Consider the following 13,221-nt stretch of genomic DNA (forward strand, 5'->3'; position numbering starts at 1 on the left):
GATGGTTGGAAATTGGGTAGACTATTTTATTATAGGCGCCATTGGCTTATCCGCCGTCACCGGATTATTCCGCGGGTTTGTAAAAGAGTTAATCGCCTTGTGTGTCTGGGTCGTCGCAATTTGGCTTTCTTTTCGCTACTCTCCGCAGGTTGAGCTTTGGCTGCAACCATATTTACATGAGAAAAGTATACGAACAGTTGCCGCTGTGATTGCAATATTTCTTACTGCCTTAATTGCAGGTGGTTTATTTAATGCTTTGCTGAGTTTTATTTTGAATCGCTCTGGCCTTAGCGGTACCGACCGCATTCTCGGCATGGGGTTTGGTGTAGTGCGCGGTGTGTTTATTGTGGCCTTAATTGCTTTGGTAATAAAAATGACGTCGATACCGTTTGAGACTTATACTCGGCAATCATTGTTATATGCCAAATTTGATCCGGTGGTAAACTGGATATCTCAATTTGTGCCCGAGTTTATCAAGCAGGTCAAAGTCTTTGATGGCGATGACAAAGAAATTATTGATATAACCCCTGCGCCTTAATGTATTCCGCTATTCCGCCAGGAAGGTAACTGCTCACATCATTGCCTTTCTTGATTTGTTCGCGCAGCCAAGATGATGAAACGGGATAGAACCCCGCATTATAAAGATAAATTTTTCCTGCAGCGCAATTTAATAAATCTTTTTTGTTTAAGGTTTGGTGTTTTTGCAGCACTTTTTTTAATGCATCTGGACTATTTTCAATTGTATCTGTGGGGCGCTCCATTACCAGAATATTGGCAAGTCCAATAATTTTTTGCCATTGATACCATTGTGGAAGCTGTAAAAAAGTATCCATTCCCACCAGTAAATTAATAGCGGTACATTCACCGCATTCCTTGCGGAAGCTTTTTAAAGTCTCCACCATATACGAAGGCCCTTCACGTTCGATTTCTCTTAAATCAACTTTAAAGGCGGGGTAGGGGAATACTGCCTGTTGCAACATTTGCATCCGCTGTTTGGCAGAAGCTTTAGTTGCCTCTTTTAATAAAGGGATTTTACATGGTAAAAAAATAAAAGATTCAAAATTAAACTCATTTTGTACTTGCAGCGCGGTTTTTAAATGACCATTATGAATCGGGTCAAAACTGCCTCCATAAATAATTATATTGTGCATTTATTATCCTTATGGAGTTATTGTTAATCCAGTCTTAATATTTGACTGCATATAATATGGCATTTGGGTTTATCTTTATGCAAGAAATTACTCGCGAAAAATTTATTGAAATTTGTAATGAAGCAATCCATAAAACTTGCCAAGATGTTGTTCCTGGTAATCAGTTAAGTGGCTATATCCAATTTCATAATGCTATTAAAAATGATTTCATTGATAAAGTGTTGCGTTCCGCACTCTTTAAGACCAAAGCGGATGATTATGCCTTAAGGCATGCAATTATTAAGAAAGCAGGCGTTGGAAATTGTTATGAACGTGCTTATTATTTAGCTGTTGAACTGACGCGACGTCTCACCCAGGCAGGAACACAAGCTGTAATTTTCCTGGTGGCATCCAAGACAGTTGATCATGTGTTCAACCGGGTTGAAATTAAATTGCAAGGAGAGCTTAAGCCTTCTCTTTGGGAAGTTGATGCTTGGGATCCACGCATAATTGATATCACACAAAGGCCAAACAAGACGAGAAAAAATGCGGAATTTTTAAAATATGGCGAAGAAGTAAACATTAAACGATTTTTCTCTACTGCAGATTTCCAGGAGATAACGCCTGCTCAAGCCATTCCAGCAATTAAGCCTCCCGAAAAGGGGCGGGCCTTGCGTTCGCCTACCCCTGAGCCAGACATGCTTGCAAAACATGATTGGCTTTACAGCGATCAAACGGTAAAGGCAGCCTATAAAGCGCATTCTTTGTGTACCCCAGCAAAAATGCATTACATGCAGAAAATTTCTCTTTGGCAAAAAGATACACCGGATAAAGGAGAGTGCTCAAGCTCCACTTTTAATTGCATGTGAAATTTAATTTTACTATAATTTCATATGAAATAAGGGGATCTAGCGATGAGAACGAGCTCTATAAATAACCCTGCCAGTGCTAATCAGGACGCTATACTAACCAAAGCTATCCTTAAAATGGCCAATTTTTATGGGTTAAATGGCAAAGAGTTAAGTGAAATTCTCGGCATAAGTGAAGCAACCGCCACACGCTTGCATCAAGGCAAGAAACAACTAGCTGCGGATACAAAAGAAGGAGAGATGGCTCTCTTATTGTTAAGATTATATCGTAGTTTGAATGCATTGGTAGGAAACAATCACGAAAAAGCCAAGGCTTGGCTGCGCAGTGACAATTACTATTTTCATAAAAAACCATTAGAACAAATTAAAACCATAGCCGGCTTGGTTGCAGTTGTAAATTATTTAGATGCTATGCGTGGAAAAATATGAACATTTGGATGTTATGTGCAGGTGAAAAACAATTACAGCCTATACAGACGGAGCCATGGCGTGTTGTTGAAGCACAACATATTTTAAGCGTCAGGGATTTGGTTGATACGCCGGAAGAGCACGATATCCTTGAAGAGCTAATAGAACAGACCAAACCTTATGTAGCTAAGGATAAGGATTATTTAATTTTTACGCCGTTTCGCTATCCTCCTTTAAAATATGGCTCCCGCTTTGGTCGCACATTCGAACCCTCTTTATGGTATGGATCGTTTGAGCTTGAAACTGCTTTTGCGGAAGTTGCTTACTACCGTTTAATGTTTTTAAATGACACGACTGCGCAACTTGGTTATATCGAAGTATTATTAACAGCTTTTACTGCATTACTAGATACCAAGAAAGGAATTGATTTGACGGTAGCGCCTTTTAATCAATATCGTGCCCAAATTTCAGCGAAGGATACTTATGCTTACAGCCAAGTGTTAGGTGCTTCCATGCGCTCGGCTCAGGTGCAAGCCTTTCTTTATTTTTCAGCAAGAACAAAAAGCGCAAGAAAAAATATCGCTGCATTTACTCCTGACGTATTCAAAAAGAAAGACAAACATTTTGCTTTTAATCAGCAAACGTGGCAGTGCATTGCGAATAAACACATCGTAGAATTTACACGATCCGAGATTGCCGGTAGAAAAAGGTGCAGCTTTACTGCAGAACAATTTACTGAACTTACCCCCGAGATGGCCGCCATGTTTTAAATTTATTTATGCGGTACATGCAATAATTTCCTGGTGAATATCGCCAACCATATCATGTGTTTTCCCGCATAAACTAAAGAAAAATGTGCCAGTCGTTGCATATTTTATAAGCCCGGGAATAGCCAATGGCACTACCGTCAGTATATTTAGCAAAACAAGCCCGATTTTTTGCAATGTATTATACTTATCAAGATTATGGTTTAAATAGACTTCCTGTATGTAATCGCTGATGGCAGCGGCTTGATCTATGGCATCATTAAAAATTGTTTGGTATAAAAACTTTTTTGTATGCTCTAAGATTTCAATCCTTTTCTCATCGTTATATTTTAACTCAAGCCTTTTTATTTCATCTTCCAAAATAGGGATCATTCGTTCAGTAACGAGTGAAGGTACGCTGGATGTTATAAGGCCGTCTTTTATGAGCAGTGGGACTATCAATTTCTGAAGCTGTTGGTTAAAGTTTTCCTTAATGAGCCAATCGCCATTTTCTCTGTACTCATATATATCTTGTAAATCCAACAAATTATGCTCGATAAAAGGTTGTAAAATGGATTGTATGTTTTCATTTGCCTCAGGGGTAATTTGGGTTCCATAATATGGCTTTAACAGCAAGTTAAAATTAACCATCAAGTTATTTATTATGGTTTTCGCCGTATAACGGCTTTCAAAAAAACGAGTTAATTCGCCTTTAGTACCTTCATTAAGCGAGCGGGGTTTAAAACGATCATCGCTATATCCCCTGATTTCTGCATGACCTGGAATTTCCCAGCCTTTTGCCTTGGCATGCTCGGCACAAAAAAAGTGAACATGTATGCTGCTGCCGTCAGGAATAGCATATTTTGCAACCCAGGTTTCTGCAAACTCATTGACTATATTTTTTCTTAATTCAGCGAGCCATGTGGCGACAGATGGTTTTTGTGTTAATTCATACACTATTTCGCACAACTGAGTATGAGCCCCAGTTGCGCATACCATGACTCGCTCACCCAAATTTAAAACAAATTGACGCTTTTTATTGATATCCCAATCTTGAATAAGAAAATAAATGGTTTCCAGATTTTTTTTATAAGCTAAAAAATAAGCTGCTTGCACCTGGGGATTCTCATCTACATAGCTCGTATCAGCTAATTTTATTTTCAAAAGGGCGATTTGATTTTTAATATCCTCTACATCCAGACGATAAACCAGATCAGCGGAGTCTAATACGACTTTTGCCAGCTCATCGATTAGAGTGGAAAGTTGTTTTTTATAAGTTTCGCGTTCTGTCCTATTATACGAGTAGCAGGGAATTTGTTCGTACAATTGAGTGACTGCAATATCTAAATCTTCCTTATTTATTTCAACAGATTGTGTGGGTAGAAATGCAGTTTGCGTTATTTCATAAATACTGTTTTTCATTGCAGAAACCGTGTCAATTTTTGCAGCATGCTAACACATTGTAGCAATATATAAAACATATTGATGGTATACATGACTTGTAGGCTTTTTATTGCCTATTTTGCTGGGTTACTTAGCCAATTTTCAATTTGTTGACAGGTAACCTTAACCACATGCAATAACTGCTGATAAAGAGAATTTAGAATAGGTTTATTTCCCGACTTTTGTGAATGTTCAAGGTATTGGCAAGCATATTTAAGACGTACAGCGCCGCAATATAAAGCGCTTCCCTTTATTTTATGCGCAATTTTCCCAATGGCATCCCAATTATTTTGTTCATAGGCTTTTTGCAAGTTCATTAAATCCATATCAATTTCTTGAGACAACATGAGATGCAATGCCTTTCGCAAAATGTCTTTATCGCCCAAATTGGTCAGCGCGACCTCGAGATCCAGCAATGGGTATTGCTCAAGCCTGAAAAATTCATCGTGGTGATGAGATATCGTTTGCTCTCCAGAAAAACCACTATTTTCAATATCTTGTTTTTTTTCTTTTAGAAAAAACCGGCTCAGAATAGTGGAAAATGTATCCATATTAATAGGTTTGCTAAGGACACCGTTCATGCCAAAATCAAGACATTTTTGATGAGTTTTAATTTCAGCATGTGCGGTTAAGCCTATGATGGGTGTCGGTTTCTTTTTATGTAAAGCTTCCCAATCGCGAAATTTGCGGCTGAATTCCTGCCCGGAAATACCCGGTAAGCCAATATCGGAAATGATTAAATCAAATTCCATGGTTTTTGCAAGCTGCAGTGCATTCTCGCCACTTTGCGTGGAAGTGAAACGACATCCTGCCTTCAGGGCAAAGGATTCAAGCATCTTTAATGATATGTGGTTATCATCGACCAGCAGCAGATTGGGTGCATTTGCAATAAATTGCTGATTCTGGATGGGAGATTTTTCCGAAACCATGTCAGTGGCTTGCGATGCACTTTTCCGTATATCCCATCGGGAAACATAGGTACTCTTTTTTTGGACATCAAATTTTAAGTTCAGAATGAAAGTACAGCGCGTTCCCACGTTTTCTTCGCTAACTAAACTAATTTTGCCTCCTAGCAGCTGCACATAGGATTGCACGATGTGTAGCCCGAGACCATGGCCTTTATAAATACCCTTATAGGAGGGAGTAACCCGATGGAAGCGATCAAATACTTTGCTTTGCTGATTTTTGGGGATGCCAATGCCGGTATCTGCTACGGAAAATTGTACGCGAGCAGAATTATCCAGGGTTTCCAGCAATAGAACTTCAATGGTTATATAACCTTTTTCAGTAAATTTAATGGCATTCCCTAAAAGGTTTAATAAAATGCGGTGTAGTTTCGTGCGGTCGGTAGTTAAAAACCTGGGTACAGCAGGATCCAGTTGGACTTTTAAATCCAATCCTTTGACTTTAATGGTCGGCATTTCAAGGCGGACTAATTCTTCGATAAATTGATAAAGATCAAACGTGGTTTCCTTGACTTCATCTTCACGGGCATTCCCTAGTGACACGATGTCCAAAATACTGTTTAGTAAAGTTAATAATTGCTCACTGCAATCATGGATCCATTCGGCATATTGCTTTTGCTCTTCATTCAGGGCTTTTTCTAGTAACAAGTCGGCCATGCCGATGACACCACATAACGGGGTGCGGATATCATGACTCATATTTTCAAGAAATTCAGTTTTGGCGAGGCTTGAGGCTTCTGCTTTTTTTGTCGCCTCTTTCAATTCAGCTTCTATTTTTTTTAAATAGGAAATATCAATGGTATTACCAACAACCCCAACTACCTTGCCTTCTTTATCTTGGAAGGGTCTTTTGGTAGATAGCAATATTATTTTTTCGCCTGTCGGTAATTGAGTTGTTTCCTCGCGGGTAAGCTCAATCTTTTTTTCCATCACCTCCAGATCATTTTGCCGGTATGCGTGAGCAGTTTTTGGATCGAATAATTGATAATCTGTTTTGCCAAGCACTTCCGATTCAATTCCTTTTTTAATAAACCCCATGCGGTATAAGCTCTGCACGCAACGTTTGTTAACCCCGGCCCATATGCCCTCTACATCTTTCCAATAAATATCGCCAGGTAATATATTAATGAGATTGGTCAATTGGGTGATTTTGGATTCTTGTTCGGCGATTTTTATTTTTAATTCATTAATTGTTTTTTCTAAACCGGGCGTATCCGTTTTCGGCGTGGATTTAACTGTTTTAGGCTTGTCCATTATTTTAAATAAAATTCCAGGTTAGTTAGTAAAAGCATAGTAAACAGTGAAAATTTTTCCTATTTTCAACAAGTTTCATTGCGCAATTATTATAGGTTCTTTTCAATTTTCTTCATATTGCTCAGATTGAAAAATGATTTAACTTGATTTAGGGAGGTATAAAAAGGTATAATTTTTGCCCACAAAACGTATTATTTGCTCATTAACGGGATTTTATTATGTTAACTCCAAATGGACAATCTGCACACAAAATAGAAAAAGTTATGTTGTTAGCCATGTGGGCCAACACGTTAAATGAAGAAGTTATTTCGCAAGAATCGGCAAAAACAAAGAAATTAATTTTTGCGGGTCTTGGTAAGCCCACTTATCCGATTAGCACACATACCATTTCATCTCATTTATCTTATTGGCAAAGATTGGATGAGTTGGCCAAACAATGGTTTGACAGTGTGGATGGAATGGAAGAAAACCCTGCTATTGATTACGGTGATCCGCGCGGTGATACACCACCAAGGCAGTTGATGGCAGAAGCCATGTCCAAATGGTATGCGGCAGATATTGCAAAAGAAAATATTTTATTTACAGTTGGAGGTATCGCCGGGTTAGGAATGCTCTTCGATACCCTCAATGCTCGTTATACGGATATCCCTGGTTATCGTGTTGTTACTCCTTTTCCTCATTATAGTGCGTACGCCAATAATCCTGTGCATCGCTTACATCCTGTGGAAGTCATGAATGAGCCTGGATTCAAAATAAAAGCGCATGCGCTGGAAGCGAGCATCAGGGAAGCGTATCGCCTGGCAGAACTAGATAACGGTATACCTAAGGCCGTTTTAATTTGCAACCCGTCTAATCCTCTGGGAAATATTGTCGATGAAGCAGAAATGCTGAAGATCGCTGAAGTTCTACGTAAGTACCCTGATTTACATATCATTTTTGATGAAGCTTACGCAGAAATGTGTTATAAGCCCATGCCTTCTTTCCTCAAGCTGGCTCCTGATTTAAAAGAAAGAACCATCATCTTGCGTTCAGCAACCAAAGCTTTTTCGGCAGCAGGCGAGCGTATGGCCGTTATGATGGTTTTTGATCCTGTCTTAATGAACGAATTGCTTAATAGAAGCGTCAGTTATTTTGTTCACGCTCCTCGTTCTGCACAAATCGCTTATGCTCAAACCATGGCTAACTTTGAGGCTGAGGAACATAAAAAAATGTCTGCTTTTTATAAGAAAAAAGTGGATTATGTTATCGAACGCTTGCATGACATGGGAGCCAATGTTGCTGATCCGGAGTACCAGGTTGAAGCCACCTTTTATGCATTGGGCGACTTCAGTGATTTATTTGGTTTGGAATTGCCGGAAGAAACTTTCCGTGCTTTGCAAAAGAAAGGTAAAGTACAAACTGGGGAAGACATTGCCTATTATTTGCTTTTTAAAGATTCGATAATGATTGCACCACTCAGTTATTTTGGTTTGCCAAAAGACAATGGCATTATCCGCATTACTTGCAGTGACAGCCCACAAGAATTAAAAGAAATGATGGATCGTTTGGAGCAACGCCTGCTGAATGCTAGAAAAATCAGAAAATTAGCTCTGCTTAAATACATTGAACAACAATTGTTAAGTCTCGAAAAAGTAGATGCATCCATGCATCAAACTTATGTCCAGCAATTGGCAGCGCTTGAAGCAGAAGATGATACCTGCCTTAACTTAAAGGTTAAAAATCAGGTGCTTTCTGAAATTCAAAGGACCATTGCGGCTATTTTGATGAGCAAGGAAGAATTGTTATTTGACAAAAAACTTGTAAAAACATTACAACCTGGCTTTATAGCTCATCATGAAAAATTAGACATTTAAATAATAGAGGAGTAAGGAAACTCCTTAGTTAATTTTTCCCAAAGCCCCCGCTTCATCTTCCTGTTAAATGCTACACTAGACATAAAGCCTGAGAGATCTTTCCATGAGACTTTTACTTTATGTATTGGCATTAATAGGATTTATCGCTCTTTTTTATTTCTTGTTTCATTTTTTCTTTGCGTCTACCGGTTCGACCATGTTTACAAGTGCACCTACATCGGTGCAAGCATATGCTGCTCATACGGAAAATCAGGCAAGTTTCTCAAGTGTTTCACCTGCAGCAGTTCCCGCGCGAACCCCGCAAAAACGCATGCTTGTACGCAATGCAACGTTAACCTTGCAAGTTTCTGACGTTAATTCCGTGATGCAGAAAATTAATACGTTGGCAGAGAGCATCGGGGGATATGTTGTTAATTCTAATGTGGCGCAAGATGTTGAGGATAATATGGATACTAACGGACAAATCAGCATTCGCGTGCCATCCACCAAGCTTAATGACACCTTAACTCGGCTAAAATCGTATGCACTTAAAGTCTTGCAAGAATCCATACAAGGCGAAGATATCACGGAACAATATGTAAATTTGGAGAGTCAGTTGAAGAATCTTGAAGCTGCCAAGGTTCAACTTACAAAAATAATGCAAGGAGCTACACAAACCGCCGATGTGTTACAAGTTTATCAACAATTGCATGAAACACAGAAACAAATCGATGTGCTTACAGGGCAAATGAAATATTATAAAGAATCGTTGGATTTATCCTTAGTTACCATTTACTTGCAAAAAGATCCTTTAATAAAAAAACAGCAGATGAAGCATTGGCAGCTCGGTGAAACGGTAAAGTCTTCTTATTATACATTACTGGAATATATCCAAGGATTTACGCGAGGCCTTATTCAATTCATTGTATTTTTGCCGTTGATTGTATTGTGGCTGATTATTGCTATCCTTGTGATTTGGATTGGGAAAATAATTTATAGCCGCTTTATTCGTTAAAAGGTGGCTTTAAAATTCAAGGAGGAAAAATGAAATCAGTAGGAATTTTTGTTGAAAACGAGTACCAGGAACTGGAATTCTGGTATCCATATTTGCGTTTACAAGAAGAGGGGATAAAGCCTGTTATTATTGCCCCCGAGAAAAAAACTTATAAGAGCAAACTAGGGTATGGCGTAGAGCCAGATTGTACCGCCAGTGAAGCTGAGGATAAAGAATTTGACGCAATTATTATTCCCGGCGGCTATGCCCCCGATAAAATGCGGACTCACCAAGCCATGCTCAATATTGTTAAATCTACTTATGAAAAAAATAACATTGTGGCTGCCATTTGCCATGCGGCTTGGGTTTTGATTTCTGCTGGTGTTATTTCAGGCAAAAAAGCTACCTGTTTTCATACTGTAAAAGATGATGTAAAAAATGCGGGTGGGCATTACCTGGACGAAACCGTAGTCGTGGATGGCAACATCATCACCTCGAGGCAACCTTCTGATCTCCCGGCATTTTGCAAAAAAATAATAGAGAAATTAAAAAGTTGAGACAGTTCTCTCCCGGGTTCTGCTGAAATACCAGAATCCGGACGTGTTACTGCTCATACTGATTTAATCCCATGCCATAAAACTTTCGATACGTTCATCGTGCTTGTTTTTAAACGTTTTATGTGCCAGTTGAGTACGTTCGCCAAAATGTTTTAAAGCTTCTTCAAGCGTTACAAATACAAAGCCATTTTGCCGATAAAGATTAATAATGTTGGGCAAAGCGTAGGCATTAAGCAGGTTTGCATGGATTAATAAAATTTGTGGTTGCTTGGTTTTATGTGCCAGGCGGCTACGTTCCTCGGCCTTAATCGTTTGTTGCCAAATAAAATTTAAGTAACAAGGCTCCAGAACTTTCATGAATTCACGCCGTTTATTTTCAGGAACGGATAATAATAATTGATTAAAAATAAAATCCTTGCTGTCTATGGTCACAGGGGCGACTTGATAATTTTTTGCTGTGAGAAATTGCAAAACTTTATTTTTTTTCTTGCCATCGCTTGTAGCTAAATAGGGATAACGAAAAAATTTGGGTTCCGTTAGTACAGGCAGCAATGTTTTATCAGCTTCATCGATTTCTTGAATGTAGGTATCAACGTTTACCTTATTTAAATTAATGTGAGAAAAGGTATGATTGCCTAGGGCAAGGCCTGTATCTCGGAAACGGTGTAATACTTTCCAGTTCTCCGGCCGGACATTGCCTGCAATAATGAAACCAGTTGCCGGCACTTCATTATTTTTAAATGCATCAATAATCATATTTAAATGAAAATTTTTGCTTTCCCCAACAAAAGGCAAATCGTCAACAGTTATGGCGATGTAACGATGCTCGGCAAAGCTTATATTACATGCAAACAAAGAAATAATAAGACAAAGAACGTATTTGAGTTTTGAAATTATCATTGGTTTAAATGGATTTTTGCGCTTTGCTACCGTTATCAAGTAACGAATAATACGTCAATATAAAATTAAAAACAACCAAATTGCTCTTTTACCCACCAATTGCTTTGCTTTATACAACGATTCACTACGATCTAAGTAGTTAAATTAATTACCATTTGTTCGAAAGAAAGCCAAATTTGCTGATTATGGCTTGTCTTAATTTGTTCGTCTAAAGTTTGGCTGAGGCTTAGTAATTGATACAAGCGCAGTAGAGGTAATCGTCTTAAAGCCGATTGATATAAATTAACGCGCTGTGGCCAGATTTTTAATTGGCTACACGCCGTAGAGAAGGCAACGGCTTGGGAAAGTAAATGCGACAATTGAATGAGTTGGCGAATATCTTGAGCAAGCAGCCAAAGAATCAATGCAGGTTCCGTGCGATTTTCACTTGCTTGCCGAAGGATATGAATGGCTTTTTCCGTATTGGCGGAAAGGCATGCATCCGATAACTCATACAATTGATAATTGCATTGGTCAATTAGTTGTTCAATGACCATCTGTTGCGTTAATATTTCTTTTTCCTCAATCACTAATCTAATAATTTCAAGAACTTGGGCACAAGCCAACATATTCCCCTGAGTATAGCGGTGAATAAGGGCAGGTACTTCCGGCTCATAGGAAATGGCAAAACGGTTCAATTGTGCAATGATCCACTTTTGCAGCATGGTGGGCGTAAACGGAGAAGCTTGGACAATCAAGACTTGCTCATTTGCTGAGAAACCTTGCAATTGTTTGCTGCTGAGATGAGGTGCCCGTAATATAATTAAACAGCGTGGATTAACATCTGCCAGATATTGATTTAATTTTTCTTTCCCTGCATTTTCCAGCGATTTTTTCTCATAGCGTACATCCAGTAACACATGTTCGGCAAATAAGGAATAATTGTTCGCTTCTTCAATCAGTGCGGCCCAATCTTGCGCCAAATTCATATATAGAATTTTATCATCACTATCGCCTAGCAAATGCCAGCTTTTTTTAATTTGATAGGCTGCATCATTCAGCAAATAATGATCCTGGCCAATTAAAATATAAACAGGGCATATTTTTCTGTGCAGGCTGGATGTAAGGTCTTGATATTTAAGCAGCACCTCTACCTCACTCTTTTCTACCTAAATTGGTATGAATAATAGACTTAAAGAAACGCAATTTTCATGTGCCAAGTACCAGCTTGTGTTGCAGGGCGTGAAGGGTTTTAATTATGCCTGATTGAACACGGGCTTGTTTTCCCATGCAAAAATTGCCATTCCGTACATAAAGACATGGCTACTTTACAAGCATTTACACCCGAGGCATCCCATGCGCGCCCATTTTCATCAGTAACGACACAGCGATCATCAGCCAGGGTGAGTGCGCCTTGTTCACAATAAGATTGGGCTGATTTGCAATCCTGGCAGCTCGACTCTTTTCGGCAGCGCTCGGTCGCCGCTTGCATGGCACTTGAAATAGAAACTCCAAAGCCTTGATAACTTTGCTCTTTGGCATCAAATGCCAAACATTGCCACTGACCGGCAGGGGCTGCGTAAACATTCATTGTTATCAAGCTTAACAACATAAATATATACTTCATGGTTATTTCCTTATTCGTGACGGCTTAGGCGGTTTAAAATTTGAATGGCTGCTTCTCGCCGCATTTCCCTCTTTGTTGTAGCTTCTTCTTCATCAGAACCTAATATTCTGTCACTATTGATTGTAATTTGTCGAGTTACGGAAACCAGGCTTGAAGGAATAATTTCCTGGCCCCGCACCTGCTGGACTTTAAATTGTACGGTATAAATTAATTGATACTGCCGCGGCGTAGTGCTGGCGCTGATGCTGCTAATTTGTTGTTGAAAAGCATCACGTTCAATGATTAGCCAATATTGCGCTAAAGAGGGTTCGGTGGTTACGTGCACATCATACGCTTGCAGTTGTTCTTGCAAAAAAACATCCAAAGGATGATTTTTAGAGTTTGCATTGACAATAGCGATGTTATCAAGCCAGCTTGGCATGTCCAGCATGCCGCGCAGATGAAAGCCGCATCCGCTCAGAGACGCCAGCAGTAATCCCAGAAAAAAATAAGTATAAAATTTACTGCTAAATTTCAT

At 39.1% G+C, this 13,221-nt stretch carries 14 protein-coding genes; 7 read left to right on the plus strand and 7 right to left on the minus strand.

Going from position 1 to position 13,221, the window contains the following annotated elements:
- Position 1 precedes the first annotated feature (1 nt).
- Positions 2 to 538 (plus strand): CvpA family protein, encoded by a 537-nt coding sequence (locus ELY11_RS05885; RefSeq protein ID WP_127032690.1) that lies wholly within the window; start codon positions 2 to 4, stop codon positions 536 to 538.
- On the opposite strand, the gene nadD is transcribed toward ELY11_RS05885, so the two are convergent.
- Entirely contained in the window at positions 513 to 1,151 is a 639-nt protein-coding gene (nadD, locus tag ELY11_RS05890; protein WP_126954932.1) for a nicotinate-nucleotide adenylyltransferase, read from the minus strand. The genes ELY11_RS05885 and nadD overlap by 26 nt on opposite strands.
- Before the next feature lie 77 nt (positions 1,152 to 1,228).
- Between nadD and ELY11_RS05895 the strand changes: the two genes are divergently transcribed.
- From ELY11_RS05895 to ELY11_RS05905, 3 genes are read left to right on the plus strand one after another with little or no spacing between them, the layout of a single operon-like run.
- Positions 1,229 to 1,999, plus strand: a complete 771-nt coding sequence (locus ELY11_RS05895) for a hypothetical protein (RefSeq protein ID WP_126954933.1) — start codon at positions 1,229 to 1,231, stop codon at positions 1,997 to 1,999.
- Positions 2,000 to 2,044: 45 nt separating this feature from the next.
- Positions 2,045 to 2,428 carry an antitoxin Xre/MbcA/ParS toxin-binding domain-containing protein gene (locus ELY11_RS05900; RefSeq protein WP_127032691.1) on the plus strand — a complete coding sequence of 128 codons (384 nt, stop codon included), beginning with the start codon at positions 2,045 to 2,047 and terminating at the stop codon, positions 2,426 to 2,428.
- Positions 2,425 to 3,177: an RES family NAD+ phosphorylase gene (locus ELY11_RS05905; protein WP_127032692.1), complete on the plus strand. Its 753-nt coding sequence runs from the start codon at positions 2,425 to 2,427 to the stop codon at positions 3,175 to 3,177. The genes ELY11_RS05900 and ELY11_RS05905 overlap by 4 nt, the downstream gene beginning before the upstream one ends.
- A 6-nt stretch (positions 3,178 to 3,183) precedes the next feature.
- Here ELY11_RS05905 and ELY11_RS05910 read toward each other — a convergent pair whose 3' ends face one another.
- Positions 3,184 to 4,575 carry a hypothetical protein gene (locus ELY11_RS05910; protein WP_127032693.1) on the minus strand — a complete coding sequence of 464 codons (1,392 nt, stop codon included), beginning with the start codon at positions 4,573 to 4,575 and terminating at the stop codon, positions 3,184 to 3,186.
- Between the two features lie 95 nt (positions 4,576 to 4,670).
- The gene (locus ELY11_RS05915; protein WP_127032694.1) at positions 4,671 to 6,815 is read right to left on the minus strand and encodes an ATP-binding protein; all 2,145 of its coding nucleotides are present in this window, start codon (positions 6,813 to 6,815) and stop codon (positions 4,671 to 4,673) included.
- 218 nt (positions 6,816 to 7,033) lie between these two features.
- Here ELY11_RS05915 and ELY11_RS05920 point away from each other — a divergent pair, with 218 nt between their 5' ends.
- The 3 genes from ELY11_RS05920 (at position 7,034) to ELY11_RS05930 (ending at position 10,198) form a co-directional block, all read left to right on the plus strand.
- Positions 7,034 to 8,668 carry a pyridoxal phosphate-dependent aminotransferase gene (locus ELY11_RS05920; RefSeq protein WP_126954831.1) on the plus strand — a complete coding sequence of 545 codons (1,635 nt, stop codon included), beginning with the start codon at positions 7,034 to 7,036 and terminating at the stop codon, positions 8,666 to 8,668.
- Positions 8,669 to 8,771: 103 nt separating this feature from the next.
- On the plus strand, positions 8,772 to 9,662 hold the full coding sequence (locus ELY11_RS05925; protein WP_126954830.1) for a DUF4349 domain-containing protein: 891 nt from the start codon (positions 8,772 to 8,774) through the stop codon (positions 9,660 to 9,662).
- 29 nt (positions 9,663 to 9,691) lie between these two features.
- On the plus strand, positions 9,692 to 10,198 hold the full coding sequence (locus ELY11_RS05930) for a type 1 glutamine amidotransferase domain-containing protein (protein ID WP_126954829.1): 507 nt from the start codon (positions 9,692 to 9,694) through the stop codon (positions 10,196 to 10,198).
- Positions 10,199 to 10,261: 63 nt separating this feature from the next.
- Here ELY11_RS05930 and ELY11_RS05935 read toward each other — a convergent pair whose 3' ends face one another.
- The 4 genes from ELY11_RS05935 to ELY11_RS05950 form a co-directional block, all read right to left on the minus strand.
- Complete coding sequence (locus ELY11_RS05935; RefSeq protein ID WP_127032695.1) at positions 10,262 to 11,098, minus strand: polysaccharide deacetylase family protein; 837 nt, start codon at positions 11,096 to 11,098, stop codon at positions 10,262 to 10,264.
- 131 nt (positions 11,099 to 11,229) lie between these two features.
- Positions 11,230 to 12,225 carry a DNA polymerase III subunit delta gene (gene holA, locus ELY11_RS05940; RefSeq protein WP_127032696.1) on the minus strand — a complete coding sequence of 332 codons (996 nt, stop codon included), beginning with the start codon at positions 12,223 to 12,225 and terminating at the stop codon, positions 11,230 to 11,232.
- A gap of 104 nt (positions 12,226 to 12,329) precedes the next feature.
- The gene (locus ELY11_RS05945; RefSeq protein ID WP_126954826.1) at positions 12,330 to 12,704 is read right to left on the minus strand and encodes a hypothetical protein; all 375 of its coding nucleotides are present in this window, start codon (positions 12,702 to 12,704) and stop codon (positions 12,330 to 12,332) included.
- Positions 12,705 to 12,714: 10 nt separating this feature from the next.
- Positions 12,715 to 13,221, minus strand: coding sequence for an LPS-assembly lipoprotein LptE (locus ELY11_RS05950; protein WP_126954825.1), 507 nt, complete (start codon positions 13,219 to 13,221; stop codon positions 12,715 to 12,717).

It is taken from the genome of Legionella septentrionalis (assembly GCF_003989745.1).
GTDB lineage: Bacteria > Pseudomonadota > Gammaproteobacteria > Legionellales > Legionellaceae > Legionella_A > Legionella_A septentrionalis.

Excerpts from the sequence above, each read along its gene's own strand:
- ELY11_RS05920 (WP_126954831.1), top strand. The coding sequence starts at position 7,034 with ATGTTAACTCCAAATGGACAATCTGCACACAAAATAGAAAAAGTTATG.
- nadD (WP_126954932.1), bottom strand. The coding sequence starts at position 1,151 with ATGCACAATATAATTATTTATGGAGGCAGTTTTGACCCGATTCATAAT.
- ELY11_RS05935 (WP_127032695.1), bottom strand. The coding sequence starts at position 11,098 with ATGATAATTTCAAAACTCAAATACGTTCTTTGTCTTATTATTTCTTTG.
- ELY11_RS05905 (WP_127032692.1), top strand. The coding sequence starts at position 2,425 with ATGAACATTTGGATGTTATGTGCAGGTGAAAAACAATTACAGCCTATA.
- ELY11_RS05930 (WP_126954829.1), top strand. The coding sequence starts at position 9,692 with ATGAAATCAGTAGGAATTTTTGTTGAAAACGAGTACCAGGAACTGGAA.
- ELY11_RS05915 (WP_127032694.1), bottom strand. The coding sequence starts at position 6,815 with ATGGACAAGCCTAAAACAGTTAAATCCACGCCGAAAACGGATACGCCC.
- ELY11_RS05945 (WP_126954826.1), bottom strand. The coding sequence starts at position 12,704 with ATGAAGTATATATTTATGTTGTTAAGCTTGATAACAATGAATGTTTAC.
- ELY11_RS05885 (WP_127032690.1), top strand. The coding sequence starts at position 2 with ATGGTTGGAAATTGGGTAGACTATTTTATTATAGGCGCCATTGGCTTA.
- ELY11_RS05950 (WP_126954825.1), bottom strand. The coding sequence starts at position 13,221 with ATGAAATTTAGCAGTAAATTTTATACTTATTTTTTTCTGGGATTACTG.
- ELY11_RS05900 (WP_127032691.1), top strand. The coding sequence starts at position 2,045 with ATGAGAACGAGCTCTATAAATAACCCTGCCAGTGCTAATCAGGACGCT.
- ELY11_RS05925 (WP_126954830.1), top strand. The coding sequence starts at position 8,772 with ATGAGACTTTTACTTTATGTATTGGCATTAATAGGATTTATCGCTCTT.
- ELY11_RS05895 (WP_126954933.1), top strand. The coding sequence starts at position 1,229 with ATGCAAGAAATTACTCGCGAAAAATTTATTGAAATTTGTAATGAAGCA.
- ELY11_RS05910 (WP_127032693.1), bottom strand. The coding sequence starts at position 4,575 with ATGAAAAACAGTATTTATGAAATAACGCAAACTGCATTTCTACCCACA.